Origin of the sequence: Streptomyces sp. NPDC014764 (assembly GCF_043082785.1) — a bacterium.
In the GTDB taxonomy this organism is placed as follows: Bacteria; Actinomycetota; Actinomycetes; order Streptomycetales; family Streptomycetaceae; genus Streptomyces; species Streptomyces althioticus.
On record NZ_JBIBXY010000005.1, the window covers coordinates 199511 to 225497 of the forward strand.

Genomic DNA, 25987 nt, shown 5'->3' on the forward strand with positions numbered 1-25987 from the left:
CCGCCGGCCGGGTCGCGGTGGTGTGTCAGCCGAGAGCGGGACGCACCTCGGGAGTCAGCAGGTCTGTCAGTTCGGTGATGTCCTCGAGGTGGTCGATACCGAGCACGGCCTGCTCGATCGCGGCCTGCCGCTCCGGGGTGACGAGCGCATGCGTCAGGTCGCGGTACTTCGTCGCGATGTCGGTGTTGCTCAGGTGGCGGTCGCCCGTGCCGCGCGGGTGGGCCACCTCGATGGTGCGGACACTGCCGTCCTTGAGGGTGAGCGTGAGCCGGGTGGTCAGCCGCTCGTCGCGCGCGAGCCGGTCGAAGGCGGGGTCGTGGCGGACCTCGGTTCGTTCGATCAGGCGCCAGACGTCGTCGCGATTGATCCGCTCGGCGGTGAACTGGTCGAGGAGAGCGGCGCCGTCGATGAGCGCGGTGGCCGCGGCGTAGGCGAGGTTCATCTGGGCGCCGATGGGCTCCAGGGGGCGAGCGGCCTGCCATCCGCCGTGGTGGTACGCGGCTTCGGACACGTCGACGCGGATGTGCTCGATGTCCTCGGCCGGGGCCGGCAGTCCATGGCGCAGTTCGAGGGCCGCGTCGATCGCGGCGTGCAGACCGCCCATGGCCGCGTACGCCTTGACGGCGATGCGCTCGGTCTCCCAGGTGCTGCCGAGCGTCCCGGCGATCTGGTCCGGGTCGGGGCTGTGTCCTTCGCCGAAGGTGGAGAGGAAGCCGCCGTACTCGCGCTCGAAGACGCGCTTGATGCCGACGTACCCGGATGCGGCGAGCGCCGCGGCGGTCAGGCCGTTGCGGGCGGCGAAGCCGTGCTGCATCCGCTTGACCATGGACTCGAACTGCGCGGCCATCAGCCCGCCGGACTGGGTGCCGGCGATCCCGAGGGCGTCCTCGAAGCCCGCGGCGTCGAGACGGTACAGGGTGCCGGCCGCCGCGGCCGCCGCGTGAGTGCCGAACACGGGCCCCGAGTGCCAGCCGCGTGACAGCATCTCCCCGCCGTGCAGGGCCAGCCCGACCCGCGGCCCGGTCTCGTACCCGAGAAGCGCGCCGAGCAGGAACCGGGTGCCGGGAACCTTGCCGATGCGGGTCACCGCGGCGAGCAGCGCGGGCAGGATGAGGGAGTTGCTGTGCAGCGGTGCGACGGGGTGATAGTCGTCGAGTTCGAACCCCTGGATGAAACTGGAGTTGATCATCGCCGCCGACGGAGCGCTGGTCGTCCGGCCTCCCCAGCCGATGATCACGGCGTCTCCGGCGTCGTCCAGAGCCGTGACGCCTTGGACGCCGACGCGCGAGACGGGTAGCCGGGCACCGACGAGTGCGCAGGCGACGCCGTCGAGCAGGAGGTGTTTGGCGCGCTCACGCACCGCGGCCGGGATGTCCTCCAGGGTGGTGCCGGCCAGCCAGGTGGCCAGCATGCCGGTCGGCCCGCCGGGATCGGTGGCCGGGGCGCCGGTGGGCTCGGGGGCGGGGATGGTGGTGCGGTCTGGGGAACTCATGCTGCCTCGGCTTTCGGTGTGTCGAGGGGGGCGTGCGGGCCGGCCTCGCAGGCGCTGACCACGTCGGCATGCCTCATGGGCTGCGGGGGCAGAGCCCGTCGAGGAACCGCCGGCGGGTGAAGCCGTCGACGCATTCGGCAGGTCCGGTTCGGACACCACGACGCGGTCACCGCAATCCCGCAGGGCCCGCAGCACGTGCCTTCGGGAGGATCGGGTGCGGCCCGGAGGAGCCGCTGTTCCACCGGCGTACGTCAGTGGCTGCACGGTGACCACTGGTTCGGGTCAGCGAGTGAGGTCGGGCGGCGGGTGATGGCGGCGCCCGCGGCGGTCACCCGGGACACCACATGTGTGCGGGCACCTGTGCCCTTCGGCCGTCTTCACGAGTGTCTCCCCTCGCGGCGACTCCAGGCTTGAATTGTAGGACGGTACTCCCCGACGCACCGTGGTGAGCAGCCGTTCCACAGCCGGCGGCGCTCCCTGGAGCCCCCGGCTCCGGGTGCTTGCGGCTGAGGTGGTGCGCGCTTCGTGCCACTCGGTCCGGGTCCGGGTGGCAGCCGGCGACGGGGCGAGCTGCGACAACGGCATGCCGGCCTTCACGTCCTGCACGTCCTGACGGGCCGGCAGAACCGGTACGTCCCCGCGCAGCCCGGGGCGCCGGGCGCTCCGTACGGAACAGCAGCCGCGTGTGCGTTGCCCGTCCGCGCGGGCTCGTGTCACGGGGGTGACACCTTGTCGTGGACGGCCCGATCAGGGGTAGAGGGAGGTCCACCGGAGTGGGACCACACGCCCTTGCAGGAGGTACCGACCATGACCGACGACGCCTATCTGGTGCTGTTCGACGACCCCGCCGTGTCGCTGGGGGTGCCGCTCGCCGCCGTGGAGGACGCGGCGTTCCTGGACACGCCGGCCGTGCGGGCGTGGCTGGAGGCGCAGGGCGTCACCGTGACGTCGCCGGGGCTGCGGCTGTTGCCGCCGGAGGAGACATCCGCCGTACCGGAGGGCGCCGAACGGCTGCCCGTCCCGCTGGGCGACGAGGAGCTCATGCGCGTACGGCAGCTCAACGCCCCGTACGACGTCGCACGGATGGAGGAGGAGCTGCTCGCCTACCGCTCCTGCGCCGAGGGCCGCGAGGCCCTGCTCGCCCGTGCCGTGGCTGCCGGGGTGCCGGCGCACCGGATCGCCGAACTGACCGGCGAGGACCTGACCGCCGTCAAGGCCCTCGTCCACTGACACGCGGGACGTCAGGGCTGCCCAACCGGGCTGTGCGGCATGGCGAGGTGGGCCAGGTCGCGGGGCGGAGGGCTGCTCACCGGCCACAGCGGTGCCGGCGTGCCGTCGGCGACCGCGGCGGGCGCGTCGGTCAGGTTCATGCGCTCACGCAGCCGGCCGTAGAAGTCCATCGGGCCGAGGCGCACGGCGCGCAGCTTGCGCGGGGACGCGTACACGCCGATCCAGTCGCCCGGGCCGATGACGCCGCGGACCTGGCCGTCGACGCTGACGGCCGCCCGCCCGGACCTCTCCAGGATGCGCAGTCCGACGGGTTCGTCGGGCGCGGCCACGACCGAGCGGTTGAACGTCATGTGCGGCGCGACCGGCGTGAACACCAGTACCTCCGCGCGCGGTGACACGACCGACCCGCCGGCCGCGAAGCTGTACGCCGTCGAGCCGGTCGGGGTCGCGACCAGCAGGGCGTCGGCGGAGTACGAGGCGAGCAGCCGGCCGGAGATGTAGACGCCGACGGAGATCTGCCGGTCCCGGGCGAGCTTCTCCAGGACCACGTCGTTGAGGGCGGCCACGTCCAGCGGGACGCCCCACTCGCCGCCCGAGTCGCAGTCGGGGCGCACGCTGGTCGGCGGCAGCAGCGGGCCGCGTCCGTAGCGGATGAGCGCCTCGATGTCCGCGGGGATCTCCAGGCGGCGCGAGGCGCGCATGGTCAGCAGCATCCGCTCCTCGACGTCGAGACGGCCCTCGTGCACCGCGTCCAGTGCGGAGCGCACGTCGGTCATGGGCACCTCGGTCAGGAATCCCACCCGGCCGAGGTCGACGCCGAGAACCAGGGCGTCCGCGGCGGCGGCGAGCCGGGCGCCGCGCAGGAACGTGCCGTCGCCGCCGAGGGTGACCACCAGATCGGGGTCGCCCGCGGCGGCCACCTCCTCGCGGGCGCTGCGCCGGTCGCCGTCGTCCCACACGTCGATGTCCGTGCAGGCGATGCCGTGCTCCATGGACCACTCGCGGACCTTGCCGGCGGCCGCCACCGCCTCGGGATGTCCGCCGTGCACCACCATGCCGACCCGCTTCACCGTCATGTCCGCCTCCCGGCTGCCGTGCGCGCCGCAGGGGCGGCATCACCCGCCCGCGGTGTCCCTCCCATCCTGGCCGCGCGGCAGGGAGCCCGCACGGCCGGACGGCCGTCGTGCGGGGACACGCCGACGGCCCGGCACAGCGCGATGCGGTGCCGGGCCGTCCGGACGTCGTGGTGCCTGCGGCCCGTCGGCCCAGGTCTGGCCTCGGTCAGCCCTGGCGGGCCTTGAAGCGCGGGTCCTTCTTGTTGATCACGAAAGTCACGCCCCGGCGGCGCACCACCTGCGCGCCGGGCCTGGACTTCAACGATCGCAGGGACTTGCGTACCTTCATCACGTACTCCTGGTGGAAAAGCCCTGGTGGGGCCGGGTCCCGGTCAGCGGCGGGCGGGAGAAGCGCCGTAGCGCCGCTCGAACCGCTCCACGCGTCCCGCGGTGTCGAGGACGCGTGCCGTGCCGGTGTAGAACGGGTGGCTCGCCGACGAGATCTCCACGTCGACGACCGGATACGTCGTGCCGTCCTCCCACTCGACCGTCCTGTCGGAGTCGAGGGTCGAGCGGGTCAGGAACCGGAACCCTGCCGCACGGTCACGGAAGACGACCGGACGGGAGACGGGGTGGATGCCGTGCCTCATGGGTGTCCCTTCTCGCGGTCTCCGCCGCCGGGAGCGGCGGAGACGGGGTGTGCCGACGAAATCACGCGTGCTCGGCGCATCGGCGCCGCCGCGTCAGCGCTCCTCGCGGAAGAGGACGTGCTGTCCGGCGACCGCGTCGTACTTGCGCAGGACGAGCCGGTCGGGGTCGTTGAGACGGTTCTTGCGCGTCACGTAGGTGACGCCGGTGCCGGCCGTGGACTTCAGCTTGACGACCGGGCGTGCCGTGCTGCGTGCCATGAGGTGCTCCTTCCGCCGTCACCGCCCGAGTCGAATGACTCGCGCATGTCAGGCAGCAGGTGTAACAGCGGCCCCCGGCCCGCTATTCCGCCGTGCGCGCGGGTGTCGTCCGGCGCGTCCCGGTGACCTTCGAGGCGGGCAGACGGCCGGCCCGCGAGGTGCCCCCCATGGTGTCTCCGTGGACGTCGACGGCGAAGGCGAGGTTCAGGCACAGGGGCTTGGTGACCGACTGCTTCCAGGTGACGCGGGGGCCGTCGACGGCGATGTCCCGCAGCGGTACGTCCTCGCCCGCGCCGGATGCCACGCCGGTGAGGGAGCCGTCCCGCCGCCGGAACTCGACGACGGCCTTGATACGGCCGACGGGGGTGGCGACGGTCAGGTCCCAGACGCCTTCGAGGGTGGCGGTCCGGTCGGTGTGGGCGGTCATGTGCGAGCGGCTCCCGTGGTGAGGGCGGACGGATGCGGGGCGTGTCACAGCGCCACCGGGGCGGGGCCCGTGGCGCGCCAGACCGTGCCGCGGCGCTCGTGGGCGAAGAGGGTCTCGACGGCGTGCGCGATGCGTGGGCCCAGTTCCCGTTCGAGCAGGTGGAGGCCCAGGTCGAGACCGGAGGTGACGCCGGCGCCGCTGACCAGGTCGCCGTCGTCGACGACGCGGGCGCGCACCGCGTGGACGCCGGTCGCGTCGAGCATGTCGAGGCCCAGATGGTGGGTCGTGGCGTGCCGGCCCTCCAGCAGGCCGGCCATGGCGGGCACCAGCGAACCGCCGCACACCGTGGCCACGGTCACCGTCGGGTCGTCCAACGCCTCCTTCAGCAGCGCGGGCAGCCGGGTGGTGAGGGCGCGGCCCAGGAGGACGGGGACGAACTCGTCCTGCCGCCACTCCCCCTCCCCCTCTCCCGCGTCTACGTCGGGCACCTCGCCGGGTTCGCCGACCCGGCCCGAGGCGCCCGGGACCACGATCAGGCCGGCGGCCCGGGGGTCCAGCGTGCCGGTGGCGCGCAGGGTGAGGGCGCCGGTGCCGCTCACCACCTCGCGCGGGCCCTCGGCGGAGACCAGCTCGACGGTGAGCGCCCCTCCGGACGCGGTGCCTCCCGCGTACAGGACCTCGTAGGGCGCGACGACGTCGAGCGGGTCGAAGCCGTCGAACAGAACGATCTGGGCATGCATAGGGCGGTGCACCTCCGGTGGGGCGTCCGGTCTCAGGTCCGGTCGGACGCGGACACCACCGAAGCTAACGAGTTGCCACGCGGGCTCCCATGGGCGTGCGGGCCAGGTCCCGACGGGTTCCCGCCAGGCCCGTGAGCCCATCCTCACCGCCGTGCGTGCTCGCACCCCTGCCGGCGGCGGGCCCGCGTCGGGCGCGCCGTGCGTCAGGCGCCGTGCGTCAGGCGCCGTGCGTCAGGCGCCGTGGGACGTGCGTAGTTGTGTCCGGCACCGTGTGTCGAAAACGAGTACCCAAGTCGCCGCTCTCGGCGGAGACTCGACGCGTGAGCGACGACATGAACGCTTTCCGGGGCGCGGTGACCGCGTGGGCGGCGGGCGGGTCCGGTGACCCCGCGCGCGAACTGGCCGGGCGGCTGTCCGTCCGTACGGTCGTCCTGCTGGAAGGGTTGAGTGACGCCGCCGCGGTCGGTGCGCTCGCCGCGCGCGACGGCCGGGACCTGGCGGCGGAGGGCGTCTGCGTGCTGCCGATGGGAGGCGCGATGAACGTCGGCCGCTTCTCCGCCCTGCTCGGCCCCCGTGGACTGGGCCTGCGTCTGAGAGGGCTGTGCGACGAGGGGGAGGTCGGCTACTACGCGCGGGCCTGGCAACGGGCGGGCGCCGGAGGTGACGGCGTCTTCGTCTGCGCGGCGGACCTGGAGGACGAGCTGATCCGCGCCCTCGGCGTGGACCGGGTGACGGAACTGGTGCGGGAGCAGGGGGATTTCCGCCCGCTGCGCACCTTCCTGCGGCAGCCCGCGCAGCGGGGCAGGGAGCCGGGGCAGCGGCTCCGCCGTTTCCTCGGGACCAAGAAGGGCCGCAAGATCCACTACGGCCGGATTCTGGTCGAGGCGCTGGGTGAGGAGCGGGCGCCCGCGCCCCTGGACGGTCTGCTCGCCGCTCTCTGAACACCGGCGCGGACACGGCTGTGACGCGGCGTGCCCCGGGCCCGCCGCGTCACCTGGGAGAGGTCGAGGCCGACGGCCGGGCGGAAGACTGACAGACACCGTGCGCGGCGAGCACCGGCTCGTACACCCGTGAGCACCGGCTCGAAAACGCGTGAGCGCCGGCTCGGACTCACGTGAGAGGCGGGTGCCCTGCACCCGCCTCTCATTTCCGTCGCCGGCCGCCCGCGTCAGAACTTCGGGGTCGGTGCCTGCGCGTGCACCATCTCCGCGGCCTCCTCCTCCGTCTGCACCGAGGGCGGGGACCCCTCCAGCGGCTGCTGCGCCGTCTCCTTCATGAGGGCCACGGCGACCACACCGACCAGGGCTGCAGCCATGGCGTAGTACGCGGGCATCATGTCGGAGCCGGTCGCGCCGATCAGCGCGGTGATCACCAGCGGGGTGGTGCCGCCGAACAGCGATGCCGACAGGTTGTAGCCGACGGACAGCGAGCCGTACCGCACGGCCGTCGGGAACATGGCGGGCAGCGCGGCCGACATGGTGCCGAGCAGACAGACAAGGGACAGGCCGAGCATCAGCATGCCCGCCGACACCGCGAGCAGGCTGCCCTGCTGCACCAGTACGAACGCCGGCGCGGACAGGACGAGGAAGCCCAGCATGCCGGTCATCAGCAGCGGCTTGCGCCCGAAGCGGTCGTTGAGCTTGCCGACCTGGTTGATGATCAGCATCAGCACCACCATGGTGGCGACGAGGATCAGCAGCCCGTGCGACTCCTTGTAGTGCAGTTCGTCGGACAGGTACGTCGGCATGTACGACAGCAGCATGTAGTCGGTGATGTTGTACGCGCCGACCAGGGCGATGCACAGCACCAGTGGCCGCCAGTGCTCCCGGAAGATCTTGCCGAGGTCGCCGCGGGCGGTGGTCTCGACCTGGTTCGCCGCCTCGGAGGCGCGGGCGTTGCCCTCTCCCAGCTTGAGGTAGGCGGGGGTGTCGTCCAGCTTCAGCCGCAGGTAGATGCCGACGATGCCGAGCGGTCCGGCGACCAGGAAGGGGATGCGCCAGCCCCAGGCGTCCATGGTGTCGGAGCCCAGCCAGGCGGTGAGCGCCACGACCAGGGTGGCAGCGCCGGTGTAGCCGGCGAGTGTGCCCAGTTCCAGGAAGCTGCCGAAGTAGCCGCGCCGCCGGTCGGGGGCGTACTCGGCGATGAAGGTGGAGGCGCCGCCGTACTCGCCGCCGGTGGAGAAGCCCTGGAGCAGCCGGAAGAGGATCAGCAGCAGGGGCGCCCAGAAGCCGACCGTCGCGTACGACGGCAGCAGTCCGATCGCGGCCGTGCCGATCGCCATGAGGATCATCGTCAGGGCGAGGACCTTCTTACGGCCGATCTTGTCGCCCATCGGCCCGAAGACCATTCCGCCCAGCGGGCGCACCAGGAAAGCCACCGCGAAGGTGGCGAAGGACGACAGCAGCTGAACCGTCTCGTTCTCGGAGGGGAAGAAGACCCTGCCGATGGTGCCGGCCAGGTAGGCGTAGATCCCGAAGTCGAACCATTCCATGGCGTTGCCGAGCGAGGCGGCCTTCACCGCGCGCTTCACCACTCGCTCGTCCGTCACCGTGATGTCCGACCGCCGTAGCGGCGGGTTCTGCCGGCGGCGGATGGCACGGAACAGGGCGGGGTGGCGCCTGGCCGCCTCGGGGGGCGGAGTCGGGCCGTTGTCGGTGGGGGACGTGGCTTCGTTCCTTTCCGGGACAGAACGGTGCATCGGGAACGTAACAGTGTTCCCGTGCGGGCGCCGTGGCAGGGGCGCCCGTTGGGGTTGTCGCGGCCGCGGTTACCGGTGTGCCTCCGGGCGCGGCCACGGGCGCGTGTTCCCTGTGCTCTCACCTGTATGCCTCCGCTGCGCTGGTCGCCCGGGCCGAGCGGTGGTGCGGTGGGAGGCCGGGGGAGCAAGCGTGCCCGGTGCGCGTCGGCACCGGGCGAACCGTCCGTCCCACAGGAGGCACACGTGACCACCCCTCGCCCGCTCGTCCGGCCGGCCCGCGTCCTGGCCGCCGCCCTGGCCGCCGGCACGCTGTTCGCCACGGCGGCCTGTTCCGGCTCGGACAGCAGCGCCTCGCCCGAGTCGGACGCCTCGTCCACCGTCGCGGAGCGGGGACTCGCCGCGCAGACGACCTCGCCGGCCGCCTCGGAGTCGCCGTCGGACCTCAGCGAGGAGGGCGCCCGGAACGCGCTGATCACTCCGGCGGACATCGAGGACGACTGGACACAGGTGCGGGACCCGCGCGAGTGGCGGGACACGCTGCTGGTGGGCAGCGTCGACGTGGCCGCGTTCGTCGACGGGCAGAGCGATGTGCAGGACTGCCAGCGGCTGGTCGACGCGCTGTTCGACGAGACCCTGCTGGGCAAGCCCACGGGGGCGTCAGCCGTCACCGGCTTCCAGGAGGGCGACTCCCGGCTGCTGTACCAGGTCGCCGCGTACGACAAGGCGGAGCTGGACGACTCCATGCAGTGGCTGAGCGAGCTGCCGGACACCTGTGACCAGTTCACGCTGACCGGCGGCGACGCCGGGGAGCGCACGGTGCAGGTCATCGAGACGTCGCTGCCGCAGGTCGGCGACAACCGGCAGGGCCTGACCGTGACGGTGAAGGGCGAGAGCAGCGGCGACCCCGTCACCCTGAGCCTGGACGTCGCCGCCGTGCAAATGGGCGCGGACGCGATCACGGTCACCAACGGCGGGCTGGACGGCGCCGACCACGACACCACGTCGGCCGCGGTGGAGCAGGGCTCGCAGCGGCTGCAGGAAGTGCTCGCGGGGCGCACGCCGTCGCCGACGCCCAGCGGGATCAACTGACCGGGGCGCGCGGGTGACGGATCCGGCGGGGCCCTCGGACGGCGGGGCGGCCTCGGGCGGCGGCCCGGGTGAGGGCAGCGGCCCGGGTGAGGGCAGCGGCCCGGGTGAGGGCAGCGGCCCGGGTGAGGGCAGCGGCCCGGGTGAGGGCGGCGGGCCGCCTCCGGGTCGCGGTGACGTACCTCCCGGCGCGGGTGGCGGGCGGTACGGGCGGGAGCTCTTCCCGCCCGAGGACCCGCACGAGTCGGAGCGCATCGACGCCGCCGCGCTGGTGTACGACCCCGTCACCACCCGGCGGCTGGGCGAGCTGGGCGTGGGTCCGGGCATGCGGTGCCTGGAGGTCGGGGCGGGCACGGGCACCGTCGCTCGGTGGCTCCTGGAGGAGGCCGGGGTGGCGGAGGTCGTCGCCCTCGACCGCGACACCCACGCCCTGACCGCCTGGGAGCTGCCGGGACTGCGGGTGCTCACCGCGGACGTCACCGACGAGGACCTGGACCCGGGCCGGTTCGACCTGGTGCACGCCCGGTTCGTGCTGATGCACCTGCCGGGGCGCCGGAGACTCGTCCACCGGCTGGCGGGCCTGCTCCGTCCGGGCGGCGTGCTGGTGCTCGGCGACGCGGTCGAACTGCCCGACACCCTCGACCGCTCCTCCGCCTACCGGCGCACCATGGACGCCATGTGGGCGGCGCTGTGGGCGACGATCGGCACCGACATCACCGAGGTGCCCGCGTACCCGCGTTACCTCCGCGACGAGGGCCTGCGCGGCATCGGCGCGGAGGTGGTCTGCCCGCCCCTGCTGCCGGGCGGCCCGGCGGCCCACTTCTGGTCGGACACGTTGCGGCGGATGCGTCCGGAGCTGGAGGGGACCGGCCTGGTGGACGCGCGGGTGGTGGACGCGGCACTGGCGTACCTCGAGTCGCCGATGCTGGCGGAGGTGGGCCCGGGGATGGCGATGGTCTGGGGGCGGCGGGAGGACTAGGTCCTGTCTGCCAGTAGTCGGTCGGCGGGGAGGGCGGGGACGGTGCGGCCGGCGTGGCCGGTGGTCGTGGTGGCGGCGAGGAGGGAGTTCAGGACGGCCTCCTCCACGGCGTCGAGGACCGCCTCGAACAGAGGGCTCAGGCCGGCGTCGGCGAGCGGGGGCGCGGCGCCGGGCCGGGTGGTGGTGAAGGCCACGGCGTAGTCGCCGCTGCCGTGGCTGTAGGCCGCGCCCGTCCGGGCGAGGGCGAACACGGCCCGGCGGGCCACGCGGGTGAGCTGCCTGGCGTCCAGCGGGGCGTCCGTCGCGACGACGATCATGCAGGACCCCGTCTCGGAGGCCGGCCCGCCGCCGTCGAGGGTGTGCCCGAGGACGCGCAGGGTGCCGCCGAAGTTGGCCTGCACGAGGGCGCCGACGGTGAAGCTGCGGCCGGCCGCTTCCGGTGTACGGGAGGAGGTCCCGATGCCGGCCTTGAATCCGAGGGCGACGGTGCCGGTCCCGGCCCCGACACACCCCTCGGGCACGGGGCCCGCGGACGCTCCGTCGAGCGCGGCCCGCACATGCTCCTCACGCACGGGCCGGCTCCGGATGTCGGACAGATACCCGTCGTTGCACTCCCCCACGACGGGATTGAGACTCAACACGTTCTCGCAGCCCGGCTGTTCGAGCACCCACCCGACCAGTGCGTCGGCGACCCGGAACGCGGACAGCGTGGAGGTGAGCAGCACGGGGGTCTCCAGCTCGCCGAGTTCGGCGAGCTGGGTGGAGCCGATCAGCTTCCCGTACCCGTTCCCCACGAACACACCGGCAGGAACCGGCGCCCCCGGCCGCACACCGTCCGGCACGACGGCGGTCACCCCGCTGTGCACGTCGGGGCGAGTCCGGACGGTGGCGTGCCCGACGTGGACCCCCGGCACGTCGGTGAGGGCGTTGAGGGGCCCGGTGGGCGTGGGCCCGACGACGATGCCGAGGTCACGGGCGCGGGGGCGGGGGTGGGGGCGGGGGCGGGCAGGAGGGCTCATGCCGGCTCCCGCAGGGCGTACATGTGGAGTTCGCTGCGGGCTTCCTCCGTGTCCACCCGCAGCCAGGAGCCGTCGCGGAAGCGGATCAGCATGATCCGGGTCTCGAACTCGCCGCCGAAGGGGTCTTCCAGCGCGGCCTCCTCGGGGGACAGCCGCGCGACGACCTGGGCGCGCTTGTCGCGTCCCATGCTGACGCGCCTGGGCGGGGACGCGAACACGATGCCGTCCTGGCCGGCGAACACCAGCCTCTCGTGGTGGGTCGAGTGGCTGTACCAGCGCAGGAGGAACTGGCCTGCGGCGCCTTTCCAGTCGCCGTCGAAGACGTTGTCAAGACCACGCTGTTCCACCGCCGCGTCCCTGCGTTTCCCGTCCTCCTTCCTGGCCCGGTGCCGCACTTTCTCCTCCTTCGTGTCGAGGGCACGTTCCACCGCCTCCTCCGCCCGGGCCAGCAGCATCAGCAGCCAGAGGATCGGGAGGAACGGGGCGCCGAGGACGGTTCCCGCCAGGGCCAGCGGGGGTCGCCGGGCCGGCCGTGTCCGAGGATCGCCCGCCGCGTCGAGGACGTCTGCCGGAGGCTGCGGGATCTCCCCGATCCAGCACCACTCACCCGCCTCGGCCCGGACGCCGAGCCGGTCCGCCGTCCCGCTCTGCTTCGATCTGCGCGTCATGTCAGGGCTCCCCGGGTTCGGTGGGCGGGGCTGTGAAGGCGGTTGTCACGCGCTCGACCCAGCTTCGCCGACCGCGCCTTCACCGCAGCGGGCGGCAGCTTCGCGTCGCCCGTGCGGCCGTTGACCATCGCCATGCCGTCGGCGGCGAAGTAGACGGGGTCGGCGTCACCCGCGCGGACGGCCTGGGCGTGGACGGTGTGCGACACACCCCGGTACGACGTCGTGGCCGTGAAGCCGACGGTCTCCTCGCCGGCCGGGGCGACGTCCTCCGCCGTGGCCGCGTCGTGGACGGTGCTGCCGTTGCTCCCCTTGGCGGTGAAGCCGTCCCCGCACGCGTCCACGGCCTTCTCGACCACCGCCGGCACGGCCTGTGCCCCGCCCGTCGCGTACGTCGTGGGCGTGATGTGCGTCTGGGTGCCGTTCAGGTCCTGGGACTCGGTGGCCAGGACCCGCGTGAGGTCCGCCTGCGGCTCGCCAGGTACGGTCGCATCGCCGAGCGGCGGTCCGACCGCCTGCGCGTCCTTCACCCTGGTGTCTCCCCCGCGTCGCTGCTCGCCGTGCGTCGCGCGGCGCGTCTCGCCGTCCGGGTCGGGACGGCGGCACTGCTGACCGGCCTCGGCGTCGCCGGTGATGATAACGAACGGCGGTCACGCGGGCGGTCTCAGGGCGCGGTCGTCCCCGCGTCCGCCGCCGTGCCCTCCCCCGGCTGCTCCTTCTCCTCAGTGGCCAGCGACCGCGCCAGGGGCAGGCGTGACAGCGCCAGCACGCCGGCCGCGATCAACGCCGCGCCCAGGAGCTGCGGGACGAGCCACCAGCCCGTCCGTATGTACTCCGCGTAGACCGTGAGCCCCAGCGCCAGGCTCACGCACGCGTCCCCGAGCGTCAGGGCCGGCTGGGAGGCGACCAGCGGCCCCGACTGCATCGCGTTCTCGAGGAAGAACAGTGCGCACACCCCGAACAGCGCGAAGCCGTAGGTCTGCCAGGTGGTGAAGAAGGCGGTGATGCCCCCGTCGTCGAGGGTGTGCATCGATGTCTTCATCAGCGCGGCCGTCATGGCGTACGAGATGGCCGCGGCGAGCCCGAAGCAGGCGGCCCGGCCGCGGCCCTCCGGGCGACGGAGTGCGGCGACCACGAGGGCGGCGACGGCGGCGACGCACACGACGACGGCCGGGATCCAGTGGGTCATCGGCACCTGTGTGCGGTTCCCGGCGGGCGAGGCCGCGAACAGGACCACGCCGAGGCCCACCACCACGGCGCCCACGGCCAGCCAGCCGGCGCGGGACAGCCGCCCGTGGAGCAGCACCGCGGCGATGACGAGGGCGAGGGGCAGTTCGAGGACGAACAAGGGCTGGACGACGGTGATCGGGCCGGTCGCGAGCGCCACGGCCTGGCAGACTCCGGCCGTGATCACGGCCGCGATGCCGACCAGCCACACGGGGCGGCGCAGCAGGTCGGCGATCAGTCCGACGCGCAGGCCCGCCGACTTGGGCACCGTCAGGGCGGCCTTGCGCTGGAGCACGGTCGCGAGCGCGTTGCTGAGCGCGGCGCCCATCGCGAACAGGACCGGCAGCAGCATGTCCACCCTCCACGACGATTCGGTCCGCCCCCTGTCCCTGTCATGGTGACCGCCGCCGGGGCGGCGCGCGAACGCGGGAGCGGGGGCGGCCCGTCCCGTGTCACCCGGCGGGCCCTTCCGGGTCGGCCGCCTCGTGGCGCCGGGCGGTCCAGCGGTGGTACGCCTCCCGGGCGTCGGGGACGAACGCCTCGTCCCGTACCAGTGCGGCGAGCTGGGACTCCGTCAGCCAGTCGTGCCAGGCGATCTCGTCCGGGTCGGGGGCGTACGGCCCGGTCACCACGGCCTCGTGAAGCCCGAGCCAGTACGGGCTGATCGCCCCCGCGCACCGGAACTTGAGGACGAAGCGGGGCCGGGCCCGTACGCCCAGCTCCTCCGTCAGCTCCCGGGCGGCGGCCTCCTCGTAGGTCTCGCCGGGCTCCGCCGCTCCCCCGAGCATGAAGTTGACGCCGCCCGGGAAGCGGACGTCCTCGTGCGGCCGCCGGTGCACGAGGATCCTGCCCCGCGTGTCCCGGCAGACGACCGTCGCGACGCGGTGCAGCCACCGCCTGCGGATCGCCTCGCTCCTGCCGACGACGCCGATCACCCGATCCTCGTCGTCCACCCGTTCGACCAGTTCCGTCATGATCACATGGTGCCCGAGGGGTACCGCCCTGTCAGTCGTGCAGGCCGCGGGCCGCCGTCCAGGTGTCCGGGCCGCCGCCGCGCCATTCGACGAGCGGGGACTGCCGCAGCCAGTCGTCGTCGGCCTCCTCCAGTCCGGCCAGCCGCAGGAATTCCACGACGTCCAGGAGCGTGTAGGCCATGCCCAGGAAGTGCGGGCCCGCGCGGACCCGGCGGCCGCCGTCGCCGGCGGGCGGGTAGATCACGACGGTCTGCTGGTCGCTCGCCATGGGTCCAGCGTGCACGGGGCGGCAGGGGCGCGCATGCGGCGCGGGCCCGTCGCCGCGACGGGGTCAGCCGCTCACCGGGCTCGGCCCGGGGACCGGCCGGCCTGGGAAGGAGCGGTCACCGAAGAGGATGCGGGCCGCCGCGGCGCGGCCGGGCGGCGTGCGCAGGAGAGTGAACGCCGCGGTGGTCGCGGCGGGCGTCCGGATGTGGGCGAGTCCGTTGCGCAGCGCCAGCCGGCCGCGGAAGCGGGAGCGGAGGGAGGCGCCGCTGTAGTGGGTCAGGGCGTGCGGAGCGCCGGTGCGCAAGGCGTCGTCGAGGACCTGGGCGGCCAGGTCGGACAGGCGCAGGCACGGGTCGAGGCCGCCGGCGGTGAGCGGGGAGACCGCGCCGGCCGCGTCCCCGACGAGCAGTCCGTCCGCGCAGCCGATACGGCGCAGCACCCCGCCGACGGGTATCGGACCGCCGCGCCGCTCCACCGTGTCGGGGCGTCGCACGCCCTCCAGGCCGGGTGCGTGGGCGCTGAAGCGTTCCATGGCGCGGCGCAGACCGTCGGGGAAGCGGTCGGCGTACCCGGCGACGCCGACGTGGGCGTGCTCCCCGTCGTTGACCGCCCACGCGAGGTATCCGGGGGCCACCCGGGGGTCGAGGACGCAGTGGAAGGTGGGCGGTTCGCCGTTCGGGGCCACCGGGAAGACCTCTTCGGCGCCGACCAGCAGATGCCGGTTGCGGTCGAGACCGAGGTCGCGGGCGACGCTCGACCGGGCGCCGTCCGCTCCGACGACGTACCGGGCACGGACGCGGAACGGGCCCTCGCGGCCGGTCAGGTGGTACGTCCCCTCGTGCCGGCCGGCGTAGCGGGTGCCCAGCGCGAGCCGTACGCCCGCCTCCACGGCGACCGCGGCGGAGGTCTCGTACAGCCCCGCCATGTCGCCGACGCGGAACTCGTCCCGGTCGCTGACCAGGGCCACAGGGCCGCTCAGGCTGGGCGGATAGAGCAGCATGCGCCGGATGGGCGGGCCGAGGTGGCGTTCGGGCAGCGGGAAGTCGTCGAGCGTCTTCCGCACGAAGATCCCGGTGGTGCGGATCGCTCCGGCCAGGGTGGTGCGCCGGTCCACGAGGAGGACGTCGTGTCCTTGCCGGGCGAGCCGCGTGGCGACGTGCAGCCCGGCCAGTCCGGCCCCGACGACCAGCACGTCGGTACGGATCGCGCTTTGGGACCCGGGACGGGCGGCGGGCGCGGGGGCGGGGGCGGCTGAGGGCATGGGCACTCCAGGGCTCGGGACGCGGGCAGGGTGTGCGATGCCGAAGACACCGCACAGCACTCCGCACCGATCGAATGGCGATGGGAAGCTATCGAAATTCGATAGACGCGGCAAGTGCGGGTCCCGTCCGTGCGGGGCCATCAGGGTGGCCGCGGGCCGTGTCGGGCACCCGTACCCCGAGGGCGCTGGCCATCCTGGGCCGTGCGGCGCCTTCCGGAGCGAACAAGGAGTACGGCATGTCCATGGACTCGGTCGAGCGTTTCCTCACGGCCCTGGACCCGGAGCACCGGGAGGCCGTCAGCGCGAAACCCCACGAGGAGCAGCAGCGGCTCGCCGACGCCTGGGAGCGTGAGCTGGCGGACGACACGGAACTGGACACCCTGGACGAACTCTCCCCGCCGGCCGCGGAGGCCGAGGCGGCCCGCCGCGTCCTCGGCCTGGAGACGGGGTGAGACCCGGCGCCCGCCCAGTGGCTGCCGGTCAGTTCCCCACGCCCAGCGTCGGCATGAAGGCCGCCGGGTAGCGGTCCCCTCGTGCCGACCCCGGCGGCACCGCCTTCTCGATGTCCGCCAGGTCGTCCGCGGTGAGCTCCACGTCGAGCGCCGGCAGCGCCTCCGCCAGCCGCTCGCGCGTACGGGCGCCGACGAGCGGCACGATGTCGTCACCCTGCGCCGCCACCCACGCGATGACCAGCTGGGCGACGGTGCATCCCTTCGCCTCGGCCACCCCGCGCAGCGCCTCGACGAGGGCGAGGTTGTGCTCCACGTTCCCGGCGGTGAAGCGAGGGCCGGCCGCACGGTGGTCACCCGGCCGGCCGGCGCGGTCCGGCGACCAGTGCCCCGAGATCAGCCCGCGGGCGAGGACGCCGTACGCGGTCAGACCGATGCCCAGCTCGCGCAGGGTGGGCAGGACCTCCGCCTCGACGGCCCGGGAGATCAGCGAGTACTCGATCTGCAGGTCGGCGACGGGATGCACGGCGTGCGCCCGCCGCACGGTCTCCGCGTCGACCTCGGAGAGGCCGAGGTGGCGCACGTACCCGGCCTCGATCAGTTCCTTGACCGCGCCGACGGTCTCCTCGATCGGCACGTCGGGGTCACGCCGGGCCGGCCGGTAGATGTCGATGTGGCCGGTGCCGAGGCGGGTCAGCGAGTGGGCGAGGAAGTTCTTCACCGCGGCCGGGCGGCCGTCGACCCCGCCGAACGTCGGGGTGGGACCGCTCAGCATCCCGAACTTCACGCTCAGCACATAGCTGTCCCGGTCCCTGCCGCGCAGCGCCTCCGCGAGCAGCAGCTCGTTGTGGCCCATGCCGTAGAAGTCGCCGGTGTCGACGAGGGTGACTCCGGCGTCCAGCGCGGCGTGCACGGTCGCGATGCTCTCGGTGCGGTCGGCCTCGCCGTACGACCCCGACATGCTCATCGCGCCCAGGCCGAGCGCGGAAACCCGCGGTCCGGTGCTGCCCAGTGTGCGTGTCCGCATCATGTGCTCCCTTGTCGTCCTGTCGCCTTGCCGTGGAACGGCAAGGGCGTCCTTCACCGAGTCTTGAAGGACTGTCTTCACGTGTTCACTCTGTTACGGCGCCGGGACGGACGGGAGCGGAGCGTTCGTCATGGGAGCGCCGCTCCCTGGATGGGCGTCCCGCCGCGCGGGACCATGGAGGCGTGGAACGAGAACAGCTCGCCGACTTCCTGCGCCGCCGCCGTCAGGCGATCCGCCCGGCCGAGGTGGGCATCGCCGACGGCCCCCGGCGCCGCACACGCGGACTGCGCCGGGAGGAGGTCGCGATGCTCGCCGGGATGTCGGTGGACTACGTGGTCCGCCTGGAGCAGGGCCGCAGCAGTCAGCCCTCGGCGCAGTTGCTGGTCGCGCTGGCCCGAGCGCTGCGGCTGTCCGACGACGAGCGCGACCACCTGTTCCATCTGGCCGGTCACCGGCCCCCACCCGCGGACGGGACGGCACGGCTGGCCCGTGCGGGGCTGGTGCGCATGCTCGGCCTGCTCGGCGACACCCCGGCCGCGGTGATGTCCGACCTCGGCGAGATGCTGGCGCAGAACCGGGCGTCCCTGCTGCTGATGTCGGACCTCACCCGTTTCCGCGGCGACCGCCGCTACATGATCCACCGCTGGTTCACCGAGCCGGAGGTCCGCGCCGTCTGCCCGCCGGAGGACCGTGACCTCAGCAGCCGCAGGCTGGTCGCCGACCTGCGCGCGGCCGCCGGGCGCCGGGCGGGTGACCCGGTGGTGGCCGGACTGGTCGAGCGGCTGCAGGCCGCCAGCCCCGAGTTCCGGGCGCTCTGGGCGGAGCACGAGGTCGCGGTCCGCCGCGCGGACCGCAAGACACTGCTGCATCCGCGGGTCGGCCGGCTTCTCCTTGACTGCGAGACGCTGGTCACCCCTGACCAGGGGCAGGAGCTGCTGGTGCTCACCCCGGCGGACGACGGGACCCGCGAGCGGATGCATCTCCTGCGGGTGCTCGGCAGCGAGGAGTTCCCTGCGGGGGCGGCGGACCACGACGGGCGGTGACGTCGGGCGCGTGTGAAGTGGTGAGCGGTGCGGCCGCGCTGGAGCAGCTGAGGGAGCGGGTGCCGGCGCAGGTGCTGCACGAGCACGCCGGCTGCTGGACGAATCCTCCGCCGGTCGCGGCGGACAGCGTGACGCTCCTCCACCAGTCGGCCGTCGCCCCGTGGGCGGGCGGGCTGCGGCAGGGCGCCGACGGCGGGGTGGAGCAGAGCGGTCCCGACCCGCGTCCGGAGGAGGAGATCGCCGCCTCGGTCGTGGCCGCCGATCCCGAACCGGACGAGGGGGACGGGCGGACACCGGCCGATCCGGTCGAGGGGGTGGCCGCGTTCGTCACGGCCGTGCGTGACGCCTGGCTGCGGGGCGACCGGGACGCGGTGCGGTCGACCGGGCCGGTGGGCAGCTCCAGGTTCCTCTGATGCGGTCGCTCGGCGGTGGGGCGCGTGATCGGATCACGGGCACGGTCCCGCGTCCGTCCAGGTCACATGGACGGTTCCGCGCGCCGTCGCGCGTGGTGCCGTAGGCACGACAGCACCACGACGAACGGCCACAGCGACTGCACGGCGGTCACCACCCGTTCCGCGACGCCCGCCATGCCGGGGCGGTGCATCTCGACGAGGAACCACACCGCGCCGGCGACCATCACGGTGGTCGCCGCGAAGGACGGCAGAGGCCGCAGCGCCCACGGCGTGCCACGGCCGGCCGTCGCGGCGAGGACGGGCCACAGCGCGAGCAGCGTGAACCCGACGGCGGCCACCGAGCCGTGCCCCAGTGAGCCGCCACTGCTCGGGGCGGGGACCATCGCCACGGCCAGCGCGGCCACTCCCCCGCCGGCCAGCGCCACGCGCCCGGCCGCCGCGGCGGCCCGCAGTCCCCATGCCGTGAGCAGATGGCAGACGCCCAGCGCGAGGAACGCCCCGGTCATCACCCAGGAGCCCGAGGCGCCGTAAGCCGCGAGAACGCTGATCGTCTGTGTCGCCGGGTCGTAACCCGCCCCCTCCAGCGCCGCCGAGATCGCCCAGCCCGCGATCAACAGCACCGGCGCGCACCCCGACGAGAACAGAACCCACCTGGGAACAAGCAGCATTGGACCACCATAAGCGGATGAACCCTCCCTTAACGATCTAAATCGAACCTGTCCGAAACTTCCCAAGATGAGCAGTTCGCCTCTTCGGCGTAAGGTGATTGCCGTGCATCCGGCCGTGGTTCCGAGCTGCGGCCGCAGTCCCTCCGGCCGGCCGGAATCCGCCCGCGCGCCCCATCGGCACGCCGGCGGTCGCGCATCGGCCCGGCCGCCTCAGCCCCAGCATGCGGAGGACCAATCATGGGCACGGTGACGACTTCTGACGGGACGGCCATCTTCTACAAGGACTGGGGTCCGCGAGACGGACAGCCCCTCGTCTTCCATCACGGCTGGCCACTCAGCGCCGACGACTGGGACGCCCAGATGCTGTTCTTCCTGCAGCAGGGCTACCGGGTGATCGCCCACGACCGGCGTGGCCACGGACGCTCCGACCAGACGGCCGACGGGCACGAGATGGACACGTACGCGGCCGACGTCGCGGCGCTGACCGACGCGCTCGACCTGCGCGACGCCGTGCACATCGGACACTCGACCGGCGGCGGCGAGGTGGCGCGGTACGTGGCGCGCGCCAAGCCGGGCCGTGTGGCGAAAGCGGCGCTCGTGAGCGCGGTGCCGCCCGTCATGATCAAGTCCGACAGCAACCCGGGCGGCACGCCGATCGAGGTCTTCGACGGCTTCCGCACCCAGCTCGCCGCCAACCGCGCCCAGCTCTACATCGAGATCGCCTCGGGCCCGTTCTACGGCTTCAACAGGCCGGGCGCCGAGGTGTCCCAGGGGCTGATCGACAACTGGTGGCGGCAGGGGATGACGGGCGCGGCGAACGCCCACTACGAGTGCATCAAGGCCTTCTCGGAGACCGACTTCACCGAGGACCTGAAGAAGATCGAGGTGCCGGTGCTGGTCATGCACGGCACGGACGACCAGATCGTGCCGTACGACGACGCGGCCCCGCTGTCGGTGAAGCTGCTCAAGAACGGCACGCTGAAAACCTACGAGGGCTACCCGCACGGCATGTTGTCGGTGCACCCCGACGAACTCAACCCGTACATCCTGGAGTGGCTCAAGTCGTAGCGGGCGGCGGCCGGTCGGCCCCGCTCCGGCCCCTCACGGGAGCCGGAGCGGGGCCGCTGTGCCGTCGGGCCCCCGGGTCGCGGGGACGCCCGGCCGTCAGCAGAGCGTGGCGATCGCCGTACCGGACAGGAACCGTTCTGCGCGCTCCCACGACCAGCCGGTCTCGACGACCAGGGTGCGCCAGCCGGAGGGGCCGAACCAGTACCACAGCAGGTCGGCCGTCTCCTCTCCTGACGCTTCCTGACGCGCCGTGAGCGCGTCCAGGTGGGCGGCGACGTCGCGTAGCGCCTTGCGGTACTCCCCGGTGGCGCGTTCCCACAGCTCCTCGGCCTGTTCGTGCGCCGGGAGCGCCTTGCGGATGGCCTCATGGACGAGGAACTGCCCCTCGTTGCCTTGGCGGGTGGCCGCGGCGAGTCCCCGTAGCAGCTCCCGCGGGTCGGTCAGGGCGAGCAGACGCGCCACGGCCTCCTCGTGGCCCGACGCCGTCACGCCCTCGTCGACGATCCGGTCGAGGATGTCGCTCTTGCTGCCGACGCTCGCGAAGACCGTCTTCGGGGAGACGCCGGCCGCGGCGGCGATGTCCGCCACGGTCACCCGCCCGTAGCCGCGTCCGGCGAACAGCTCGGCCGCGCACATGAGGATCTGCTCGCGGGTGCGGGCCGCCGCCTGCTGACGCAGCGGAGAGGCATAGGCGCGCTTGGTTGCCATGGGGCTCACTCTAGCCGCGTCTCCCATTTCGAGAGGCGTTTAGGGTATTCATTAGGCTCACAGTAACCTCAATAGTGCAACCGCACCGAACCCCTACGGGAAGGCGTGAACGATGGGCATGACACCAAGAGAGCTGGCGCAGGGTCTCTTCCGCGTTCTGGAGACCGGCGACCCGGCGCTGGCCGCGGACGTGGTGCACGACCGCTTCGCCAACCGCGAGGCGGCGGTCGCCCCGGCCGCATGCTCGCTCAGCGGGCCGGCCGGCGTCCTCGCCTCCTCGGCCTGGCTGCGCAGCGCCTACGAGGACCTGCGCCTCCCGATCGACGCCATGGCGGAGGACGGTGACCGCGTGTGGGTACGGCTGCGGATGCAGGGACGGCACACCGGTCCGTTCGTGCGGTACCGCGACGGGCGGCTGGACCAGGCGGTGCCGCCCACCGGCCGGGAGATCGACTGCGAGCAGATCCACGTGCTCGATCTGCGTGAGGGCAAGGTCGTGAGGCACGAGGCGGTGCGGGACGACGTGACGATGCTGCAGCAGCTGGGCGTGTTCCCGCCCTCCCCCTCGGTGGCGTTGCGGATGACCGCGTGGAAGGTGGGCGGCCAGGCCGCCCGGGCGGCCGAGGAGGTCACGCGGCGCGCCGCGGAGGCGGCCTCGTCCGTGTGACGGCGCGCGGCCCGCGGACGGGAGGAGAATGCCGGTGACCAGGCTGTCCGGGATGCGGGCAGCCGTGAGCGGAGTACGGGGTGAGGGCGGATGGAGCGGCGGGAGCATCGCGTCGGGGTGCTGGTCTTCGACGGGATGAAGATGCTGGACCTGTCCGGCCCCGCCGAGGTGTTCAGCGAGGCGAACCGGTTCGGCGCCGCCTACCGGCTGACCATCGTCTCGGTCGGCGGGAAACCGGCGCGGTCGTCGATCGGCGTGCCGGTGCCGGCCGACGCGGACGCGCTGGACGCACCCGCGTTCGACACCTTCCTGGTGGTCGGCGGTGACGCGCTGCCCGCCTCCCCCGTCGACCCCGCGCTCAGCACCGCCGCAGCCGGGCTGGCCGCACGGGCGGGGCGGGTCGCGTCGATCTGCACGGGCGCGTTCGTGCTCGGCGCGGCCGGTCTCCTCGACGGCAGGCGGGCCACGACGCACTGGCAGCACACCGCACTGCTGGCCCGCCGCCACCCGGCGGCCCGTGTGGAACCCGACGCGATCTTCGTCAACGACGGCGGCACGTACACCTCGGCCGGGGTGACCGCGGGCATCGACCTGGCGCTGGCCCTGGTGGAGGACGACCACGGGCCCGATCTGGCGCGCGGTGTCGCCCGCTCCCTGGTGGTGTACATGCAGCGCGCGGGCGGTCAGTCGCAGTTTTCCGCGTCGCTGCAGGGGCCCGCCCCGCAAACACCCGTGCTGCGGCTCGTGCAGGACGCGGTGCAGGCGGACCCGACGGGCGACCACACGGCGGAGTCCCTCGCGGCACGCGTCCGGGTGAGCCCGCGCCATCTGACCCGGCTGTTCCGCGCGGAGCTGGACACCACGCCGATGAAGTACGTGGAGCTGATCCGCTTCGACATGGCGAAGGCCCTGCTGGACGCGGGGCACAACGCGACCGAGGCGGCGGCCCGTTCGGGGTTCCCCAGCTACGAGAGTCTGCGGCGGGCCTTCGCACGCCATCTGGGGATGTCCCCCACCCGGTACCGGCAGCGGTTCGCCTCGACGCGGGCGGACGCGCCCTGAGCGCCCCTGCTTCCGGTGTCCGGCGCGGGCCCGGTGTCCGTTTCCGAGGGGTTGTCGGCCGTCCCTGAGCGGCAGCGGACGGGTCCGTCGTCGCATGGTGGAGGTGTTCCGGTCACCCCGAACCCCTTGGAGGCCGTCATGACCGAGAAGATCGCCGGTGTCACGATCCCGGACAGCACCCTGGCGCGGGAGGCCACCGAGCTGATCCGCGACACCACCCCGCCGCTGATCTACCACCACTCCCGCCGGGTGTTCCTGTTCGGCAGCCTCCAGGCCACCGCGCGCGGGCTCCAGCCCGACCCCGAACTGCTCTACGTGGCCGCCTTGTTCCACGACACCGGGCTGGTGGAGCCGTACCGCTCCGACGACCAGCGGTTCGAGATGGACGGCGCCGACCAGGCCCGGGCGTTCCTGCTGGGCCACGGGCTGTCCGAGGGCGACGCGAACACCGTGTGGACGGCCGTCGCCCTGCACACCACCCCGGAGGTGCCGTACAAGATGGCCGCCGAGGTCGCGGCGACGACGGCGGGCGTGGAGACGGACGTACTGGGCCTGCACCTGGACGGCATCACCCGTGCCCAGATCGACGAGGTCACCGCCGCGCATCCGCGGCCGGACTTCAAGCGCCAGATCCTCCAGGCGTTCACCGACGGCTTCAGGCACCGGCCGGACACCACCTTCGGCACGGTCAACGCGGACGTCCTGGAACACTTCGTGCCGGGGTTCCGCCGGGTCGACTTCGTGGACGTCATCCAGAACTCGGCGTGGCCCGAGTAGCCGGGCCGTGAGTCGCTTCGCCCGGACCCCGGTCCGGGCGGGCGGGCGGGCGGGCGGCAGGTCACCGTATGCGGTGACCTGCGGGTACGCGTCCGGTGGGCCCGGCGTGCCGTACGCCGGGGCGGGCCGGGCGCGGAGCATAGTGGGGCGCCATGAGCAGCGAGCCGAGCGAACCGCCGCAGTCCGCGCCCGCGCCTTCGGAGACCGAGGCGCCCGACCGGGTTCTCGTCGTCGTCGGGATGGCCGCCGTCGCGGGTGTGGTGCTCTGGGCCTGGCTGGGTGAGGACTCCTTCGGCAGCGCCTCCTCCTCGGGCCTGGCGTGGGTGCTGGACAACTTCGGGTGGCTGTTCGTGGTCGCCGCCGACGTGTTCCTGGTGCTGTGTCTCCTGATCGCGTTCGGCCGCTTCGGGCGGATCAGGCTGGGCGAGGACGACTCGGAGCCGGAGTTCGGCAATCTCGCGTGGATCGCGATGATGTTCAGCGCCGGTATGGGCATCGGCCTGATGTTCTACGGCGTCGGGGAGCCGCTCACCCACTTCCTCGAGCCGCCCCCGGCCGCCGGTGTGCGGGCCGGTACAGGTCCCGCGGCGCGCACGGCGCTGGAGTACTCCTTCTTCCACTGGACGCTCACCCCCTGGGCCATCTACGGCATCGTGGGCCTCGCCCTGGCGTACGCGGTGTTCCGCAAGGGGCGCGGCAACCGGCTCAGTGCCGCGTTCGTGCCGCTCATCGGGGCCCGGCGGGCCGAGGGGTGGCAGGGCAAGGTGATCGATCTGCTCGCCGTGTTCGCCACGGTGTTCGGCACGGCGACCAGTCTCGGCCTGGGCGCGCTCCAGGTGGCCGAAGGGCTCGACCTCACGTTCGGGGTGGACGCCACCCGGTCCCTGGAGCTGATCATCATCGCGGCGCTGTCGGCGGCGTTCGTCGCGTCCGCCTTCTCCGGGCTGCACCGCGGCATCAAGTGGCTGTCGACGCTGAACATCGTGCTGGTGGCGGCGCTGACGGTGTTCGTCTTCGTGGTCGGCCCGACCGTCTACGTGCTCGACACCGTCCCGGCGTCCGTCGGCGGCTACCTCCAGAACCTGCTGCCCATGGCGACCCGCACCGGCGCCTTCTCCGACCAGGCGTGGCTGGGCACCTGGACGATCTTCTACTGGGCCTGGTGGCTGTCGTGGGCGCCGTTCGTGGGGACGTTCATCGCCCGCATCTCGCACGGCCGGACCATCCGTGAGTTTCTCATCGGGGTGCTGCTGGTGCCGAGCGGGGCGACCGTCATCTGGTTCTGCGTGATGGGCGGTTCCGCGATCCGGCTCCAGTCGACCGGGGAGGCGGACCTGGCGAGCTCCGTGGACAAGGGCGCCGAGGCGGCGCTGTTCGGGATGCTGGACGCGCTGCCGATCGGCACGGTCACGTCGTTCGTCGCGATGGTCCTCGTCATGACGTACTTCATCACCAGCGCCGACTCGGCGTCCCTGGTGATGGGGTCGCTGACCAGTCGCGGCGCGCTGCATCCGCCGTCGTGGCTGGTGGTGACATGGGGCGTGCTGATGGCCGCGGTGGCGGCCGTGCTGCTGATCGTGGGCGGTCTGGACTCGTTGCAGACGGCGACGATCCTGGTCGCGCTGCCGTTCGTGGTGGTCATGATGCTGTTGTGCTGGGCCCTGCTGAGGGAGCTGGGGCAGGACCCGTCGGCGGGTCCGCTCCGTCACCCGGCCCTCCACGGGCTGCGGGACGTCGTGCGGACGATGGTGGGGGACGTCGTGGCGGAGCGGGACCGGACGCGCCATCACCGGCTGCGGCGGGCCGCGAAGTCCAAGGCGGACACCGACGAGACGTGAGTCCGGAGCGGGCCCTCGGGCCCGGCGCGGCCCGGCCCGGGCCCTCGGGCGCGGCCCGGCGCGGCCGCTCGGTCGGGGCCGGCCCGGCCGCTCGGTCGGGGCCGGCCCGGCCGCTCGGTCGGGGCCGGCCCGGCGGCTCGGTCGGGGCCGGCCCGGCGGCTCGGTCGGGGCCGGCGCGGCGGCTCGGTCGGGGCCGGTGACCGGGCCCGGTGGGGTCTGCCGGCGGAGGTGGCGGGTGC

Annotated in this window: 30 protein-coding genes; 12 read left to right on the plus strand and 18 right to left on the minus strand. The window is 73.3% G+C overall.

The genetic code is table 11. From position 1 onward, the window contains the following. Positions 1–25: 25 nt before the first annotated feature. Entirely contained in the window at positions 26–1492 is a 1467-nt protein-coding gene (locus ACF1AG_RS15190; protein WP_391809843.1) for an MmgE/PrpD family protein, read from the minus strand. An 807-nt stretch (positions 1493–2299) separates the two neighbouring features. Here ACF1AG_RS15190 and ACF1AG_RS15195 point away from each other — a divergent pair. Further along, positions 2300–2722, plus strand: coding sequence for a DUF6003 family protein (locus tag ACF1AG_RS15195; protein ID WP_387796351.1), 423 nt, complete (start codon positions 2300–2302; stop codon positions 2720–2722). Positions 2723–2733: 11 nt separating this feature from the next. Here ACF1AG_RS15195 and ACF1AG_RS15200 read toward each other — a convergent pair whose 3' ends face one another. The 6 genes from ACF1AG_RS15200 to ACF1AG_RS15225 form a co-directional block, all read right to left on the minus strand. Next, positions 2734–3798, minus strand: a complete 1065-nt coding sequence (locus tag ACF1AG_RS15200) for an NAD(+)/NADH kinase (protein WP_359603657.1) — start codon at positions 3796–3798, stop codon at positions 2734–2736. 205 nt (positions 3799–4003) lie between these two features. After that, a complete protein-coding gene (ykgO, locus tag ACF1AG_RS15205; protein WP_019525784.1) occupies positions 4004–4126 on the minus strand; it encodes a type B 50S ribosomal protein L36 in 123 nt (40 codons plus the stop codon). A 43-nt stretch (positions 4127–4169) separates the two neighbouring features. Next, positions 4170–4427 carry a type B 50S ribosomal protein L31 gene (locus ACF1AG_RS15210; protein ID WP_359603655.1) on the minus strand — a complete coding sequence of 86 codons (258 nt, stop codon included), beginning with the start codon at positions 4425–4427 and terminating at the stop codon, positions 4170–4172. Positions 4428–4520: 93 nt separating this feature from the next. Further along, positions 4521–4685 carry a 50S ribosomal protein L33 gene (rpmG, locus tag ACF1AG_RS15215; RefSeq protein ID WP_006130960.1) on the minus strand — a complete coding sequence of 55 codons (165 nt, stop codon included), beginning with the start codon at positions 4683–4685 and terminating at the stop codon, positions 4521–4523. An 82-nt stretch (positions 4686–4767) separates the two neighbouring features. After that, entirely contained in the window at positions 4768–5112 is a 345-nt protein-coding gene (locus tag ACF1AG_RS15220; protein WP_391809844.1) for a hypothetical protein, read from the minus strand. 44 nt (positions 5113–5156) lie between these two features. After that, positions 5157–5852: a DJ-1/PfpI family protein gene (locus tag ACF1AG_RS15225; protein WP_359603649.1), complete on the minus strand. Its 696-nt coding sequence runs from the start codon at positions 5850–5852 to the stop codon at positions 5157–5159. A gap of 332 nt (positions 5853–6184) precedes the next feature. On the opposite strand from ACF1AG_RS15225, the gene ACF1AG_RS15230 reads away from it, so the two are divergent. After that, complete coding sequence (locus ACF1AG_RS15230) at positions 6185–6793, plus strand: TOPRIM nucleotidyl transferase/hydrolase domain-containing protein (RefSeq protein WP_359603671.1); 609 nt, start codon at positions 6185–6187, stop codon at positions 6791–6793. Positions 6794–7020: 227 nt separating this feature from the next. Here the strand turns inward: ACF1AG_RS15230 and proP are convergent, their stop codons facing one another. After that, the gene (gene proP / locus ACF1AG_RS15235; protein WP_359603647.1) at positions 7021–8550 is read right to left on the minus strand and encodes a glycine betaine/L-proline transporter ProP; all 1530 of its coding nucleotides are present in this window, start codon (positions 8548–8550) and stop codon (positions 7021–7023) included. Positions 8551–8793: 243 nt separating this feature from the next. Here proP and ACF1AG_RS15240 point away from each other — a divergent pair, with 243 nt between their 5' ends. Continuing rightward, the gene (locus tag ACF1AG_RS15240; protein ID WP_359603645.1) at positions 8794–9639 is read left to right on the plus strand and encodes a hypothetical protein; all 846 of its coding nucleotides are present in this window, start codon (positions 8794–8796) and stop codon (positions 9637–9639) included. Positions 9640–9652: 13 nt separating this feature from the next. Then, on the plus strand, positions 9653–10615 hold the full coding sequence (locus ACF1AG_RS15245; protein WP_391809845.1) for a class I SAM-dependent methyltransferase: 963 nt from the start codon (positions 9653–9655) through the stop codon (positions 10613–10615). Here the strand turns inward: ACF1AG_RS15245 and ACF1AG_RS15250 are convergent. The 7 genes from ACF1AG_RS15250 to ACF1AG_RS15280 all read right to left on the minus strand — a co-directional run bounded on the left by ACF1AG_RS15250 (position 10612) and on the right by ACF1AG_RS15280 (position 16028). Beyond that, complete coding sequence (locus ACF1AG_RS15250; protein ID WP_359603642.1) at positions 10612–11634, minus strand: P1 family peptidase; 1023 nt, start codon at positions 11632–11634, stop codon at positions 10612–10614. The genes ACF1AG_RS15245 and ACF1AG_RS15250 overlap by 4 nt on opposite strands. Further along, positions 11631–12302 carry a hypothetical protein gene (locus ACF1AG_RS15255; RefSeq protein WP_391809846.1) on the minus strand — a complete coding sequence of 224 codons (672 nt, stop codon included), beginning with the start codon at positions 12300–12302 and terminating at the stop codon, positions 11631–11633. The genes ACF1AG_RS15250 and ACF1AG_RS15255 overlap by 4 nt, the downstream gene beginning before the upstream one ends. After that, the gene (locus tag ACF1AG_RS15260) at positions 12299–12829 is read right to left on the minus strand and encodes a hypothetical protein (protein ID WP_359603638.1); all 531 of its coding nucleotides are present in this window, start codon (positions 12827–12829) and stop codon (positions 12299–12301) included. The genes ACF1AG_RS15255 and ACF1AG_RS15260 overlap by 4 nt, the downstream gene beginning before the upstream one ends. A 134-nt stretch (positions 12830–12963) precedes the next feature. Further along, positions 12964–13878: a DMT family transporter gene (locus tag ACF1AG_RS15265; protein WP_391809847.1), complete on the minus strand. Its 915-nt coding sequence runs from the start codon at positions 13876–13878 to the stop codon at positions 12964–12966. Positions 13879–13978: 100 nt separating this feature from the next. Continuing rightward, positions 13979–14500: an NUDIX hydrolase gene (locus ACF1AG_RS15270; protein WP_391809848.1), complete on the minus strand. Its 522-nt coding sequence runs from the start codon at positions 14498–14500 to the stop codon at positions 13979–13981. Between the two features lie 31 nt (positions 14501–14531). Continuing rightward, positions 14532–14768 carry a hypothetical protein gene (locus ACF1AG_RS15275; RefSeq protein WP_359603632.1) on the minus strand — a complete coding sequence of 79 codons (237 nt, stop codon included), beginning with the start codon at positions 14766–14768 and terminating at the stop codon, positions 14532–14534. A gap of 63 nt (positions 14769–14831) precedes the next feature. Beyond that, the gene (locus ACF1AG_RS15280; RefSeq protein WP_391809849.1) at positions 14832–16028 is read right to left on the minus strand and encodes an FAD-dependent oxidoreductase; all 1197 of its coding nucleotides are present in this window, start codon (positions 16026–16028) and stop codon (positions 14832–14834) included. 236 nt (positions 16029–16264) lie between these two features. Here ACF1AG_RS15280 and ACF1AG_RS15285 point away from each other — a divergent pair, with 236 nt between their 5' ends. Further along, positions 16265–16480 carry a hypothetical protein gene (locus ACF1AG_RS15285; protein WP_190003299.1) on the plus strand — a complete coding sequence of 72 codons (216 nt, stop codon included), beginning with the start codon at positions 16265–16267 and terminating at the stop codon, positions 16478–16480. Between the two features lie 28 nt (positions 16481–16508). Here the strand turns inward: ACF1AG_RS15285 and ACF1AG_RS15290 are convergent, their stop codons facing one another. After that, complete coding sequence (locus ACF1AG_RS15290; protein ID WP_359603628.1) at positions 16509–17504, minus strand: aldo/keto reductase; 996 nt, start codon at positions 17502–17504, stop codon at positions 16509–16511. A 182-nt stretch (positions 17505–17686) separates the two neighbouring features. Here ACF1AG_RS15290 and ACF1AG_RS15295 point away from each other — a divergent pair, with 182 nt between their 5' ends. Continuing rightward, the gene (locus tag ACF1AG_RS15295) at positions 17687–18547 is read left to right on the plus strand and encodes a helix-turn-helix transcriptional regulator (RefSeq protein WP_391809850.1); all 861 of its coding nucleotides are present in this window, start codon (positions 17687–17689) and stop codon (positions 18545–18547) included. 20 nt (positions 18548–18567) lie between these two features. Beyond that, complete coding sequence (locus ACF1AG_RS15300) at positions 18568–18960, plus strand: hypothetical protein (RefSeq protein ID WP_391809851.1); 393 nt, start codon at positions 18568–18570, stop codon at positions 18958–18960. 62 nt (positions 18961–19022) lie between these two features. On the opposite strand, the gene ACF1AG_RS15305 is transcribed toward ACF1AG_RS15300, so the two are convergent. Next, positions 19023–19628: a DUF998 domain-containing protein gene (locus ACF1AG_RS15305; RefSeq protein ID WP_391809852.1), complete on the minus strand. Its 606-nt coding sequence runs from the start codon at positions 19626–19628 to the stop codon at positions 19023–19025. A gap of 237 nt (positions 19629–19865) precedes the next feature. On the opposite strand from ACF1AG_RS15305, the gene ACF1AG_RS15310 reads away from it, so the two are divergent. Next, entirely contained in the window at positions 19866–20696 is an 831-nt protein-coding gene (locus tag ACF1AG_RS15310; protein ID WP_359603620.1) for an alpha/beta hydrolase, read from the plus strand. A 96-nt stretch (positions 20697–20792) separates the two neighbouring features. Here ACF1AG_RS15310 and ACF1AG_RS15315 read toward each other — a convergent pair whose 3' ends face one another. Then, positions 20793–21404, minus strand: a complete 612-nt coding sequence (locus ACF1AG_RS15315) for a TetR/AcrR family transcriptional regulator (protein ID WP_387796364.1) — start codon at positions 21402–21404, stop codon at positions 20793–20795. A gap of 118 nt (positions 21405–21522) precedes the next feature. Between ACF1AG_RS15315 and ACF1AG_RS15320 the strand changes: the two genes are divergently transcribed. The 4 genes from ACF1AG_RS15320 (at position 21523) to ACF1AG_RS15335 (ending at position 25748) form a co-directional block, all read left to right on the plus strand. Further along, positions 21523–22071 carry an ester cyclase gene (locus ACF1AG_RS15320; protein WP_391809853.1) on the plus strand — a complete coding sequence of 183 codons (549 nt, stop codon included), beginning with the start codon at positions 21523–21525 and terminating at the stop codon, positions 22069–22071. 90 nt (positions 22072–22161) lie between these two features. After that, positions 22162–23133: a DJ-1/PfpI family protein gene (locus tag ACF1AG_RS15325; RefSeq protein ID WP_359603614.1), complete on the plus strand. Its 972-nt coding sequence runs from the start codon at positions 22162–22164 to the stop codon at positions 23131–23133. A 138-nt stretch (positions 23134–23271) separates the two neighbouring features. Then, positions 23272–23910 carry an HD domain-containing protein gene (locus ACF1AG_RS15330; protein WP_359746833.1) on the plus strand — a complete coding sequence of 213 codons (639 nt, stop codon included), beginning with the start codon at positions 23272–23274 and terminating at the stop codon, positions 23908–23910. A gap of 152 nt (positions 23911–24062) precedes the next feature. Beyond that, positions 24063–25748, plus strand: coding sequence for a BCCT family transporter (locus ACF1AG_RS15335; protein WP_359746831.1), 1686 nt, complete (start codon positions 24063–24065; stop codon positions 25746–25748). The last annotated feature ends 239 nt before the right edge of the window (positions 25749–25987 follow it).

Bases quoted from the DNA above. Each gene is read 5' to 3' on its own strand.
- ACF1AG_RS15190 (WP_391809843.1), bottom strand. From the start codon at position 1,492: ATGAGTTCCCCAGACCGCACCACCATCCCCGCCCCCGAGCCCACCGGC.
- ACF1AG_RS15195 (WP_387796351.1), top strand. From the start codon at position 2,300: ATGACCGACGACGCCTATCTGGTGCTGTTCGACGACCCCGCCGTGTCG.
- ACF1AG_RS15200 (WP_359603657.1), bottom strand. From the start codon at position 3,798: ATGACGGTGAAGCGGGTCGGCATGGTGGTGCACGGCGGACATCCCGAG.
- ykgO (WP_019525784.1), bottom strand. From the start codon at position 4,126: ATGAAGGTACGCAAGTCCCTGCGATCGTTGAAGTCCAGGCCCGGCGCG.
- ACF1AG_RS15210 (WP_359603655.1), bottom strand. From the start codon at position 4,427: ATGAGGCACGGCATCCACCCCGTCTCCCGTCCGGTCGTCTTCCGTGAC.
- rpmG (WP_006130960.1), bottom strand. From the start codon at position 4,685: ATGGCACGCAGCACGGCACGCCCGGTCGTCAAGCTGAAGTCCACGGCC.
- ACF1AG_RS15220 (WP_391809844.1), bottom strand. From the start codon at position 5,112: ATGACCGCCCACACCGACCGGACCGCCACCCTCGAAGGCGTCTGGGAC.
- ACF1AG_RS15225 (WP_359603649.1), bottom strand. From the start codon at position 5,852: ATGCATGCCCAGATCGTTCTGTTCGACGGCTTCGACCCGCTCGACGTC.
- ACF1AG_RS15230 (WP_359603671.1), top strand. From the start codon at position 6,185: ATGAACGCTTTCCGGGGCGCGGTGACCGCGTGGGCGGCGGGCGGGTCC.
- proP (WP_359603647.1), bottom strand. From the start codon at position 8,550: ATGCACCGTTCTGTCCCGGAAAGGAACGAAGCCACGTCCCCCACCGAC.
- ACF1AG_RS15250 (WP_359603642.1), bottom strand. From the start codon at position 11,634: ATGAGCCCTCCTGCCCGCCCCCGCCCCCACCCCCGCCCCCGCGCCCGT.
- ACF1AG_RS15255 (WP_391809846.1), bottom strand. From the start codon at position 12,302: ATGACGCGCAGATCGAAGCAGAGCGGGACGGCGGACCGGCTCGGCGTC.
- ACF1AG_RS15265 (WP_391809847.1), bottom strand. From the start codon at position 13,878: ATGCTGCTGCCGGTCCTGTTCGCGATGGGCGCCGCGCTCAGCAACGCG.
- ACF1AG_RS15270 (WP_391809848.1), bottom strand. From the start codon at position 14,500: ATGACGGAACTGGTCGAACGGGTGGACGACGAGGATCGGGTGATCGGC.
- ACF1AG_RS15275 (WP_359603632.1), bottom strand. From the start codon at position 14,768: ATGGCGAGCGACCAGCAGACCGTCGTGATCTACCCGCCCGCCGGCGAC.
- ACF1AG_RS15280 (WP_391809849.1), bottom strand. From the start codon at position 16,028: ATGCCCTCAGCCGCCCCCGCCCCCGCGCCCGCCGCCCGTCCCGGGTCC.
- ACF1AG_RS15285 (WP_190003299.1), top strand. From the start codon at position 16,265: ATGTCCATGGACTCGGTCGAGCGTTTCCTCACGGCCCTGGACCCGGAG.
- ACF1AG_RS15290 (WP_359603628.1), bottom strand. From the start codon at position 17,504: ATGCGGACACGCACACTGGGCAGCACCGGACCGCGGGTTTCCGCGCTC.
- ACF1AG_RS15305 (WP_391809852.1), bottom strand. From the start codon at position 19,628: ATGCTGCTTGTTCCCAGGTGGGTTCTGTTCTCGTCGGGGTGCGCGCCG.
- ACF1AG_RS15310 (WP_359603620.1), top strand. From the start codon at position 19,866: ATGGGCACGGTGACGACTTCTGACGGGACGGCCATCTTCTACAAGGAC.
- ACF1AG_RS15315 (WP_387796364.1), bottom strand. From the start codon at position 21,404: ATGGCAACCAAGCGCGCCTATGCCTCTCCGCTGCGTCAGCAGGCGGCG.
- ACF1AG_RS15320 (WP_391809853.1), top strand. From the start codon at position 21,523: ATGACACCAAGAGAGCTGGCGCAGGGTCTCTTCCGCGTTCTGGAGACC.
- ACF1AG_RS15325 (WP_359603614.1), top strand. From the start codon at position 22,162: ATGGAGCGGCGGGAGCATCGCGTCGGGGTGCTGGTCTTCGACGGGATG.
- ACF1AG_RS15330 (WP_359746833.1), top strand. From the start codon at position 23,272: ATGACCGAGAAGATCGCCGGTGTCACGATCCCGGACAGCACCCTGGCG.
- ACF1AG_RS15335 (WP_359746831.1), top strand. From the start codon at position 24,063: ATGAGCAGCGAGCCGAGCGAACCGCCGCAGTCCGCGCCCGCGCCTTCG.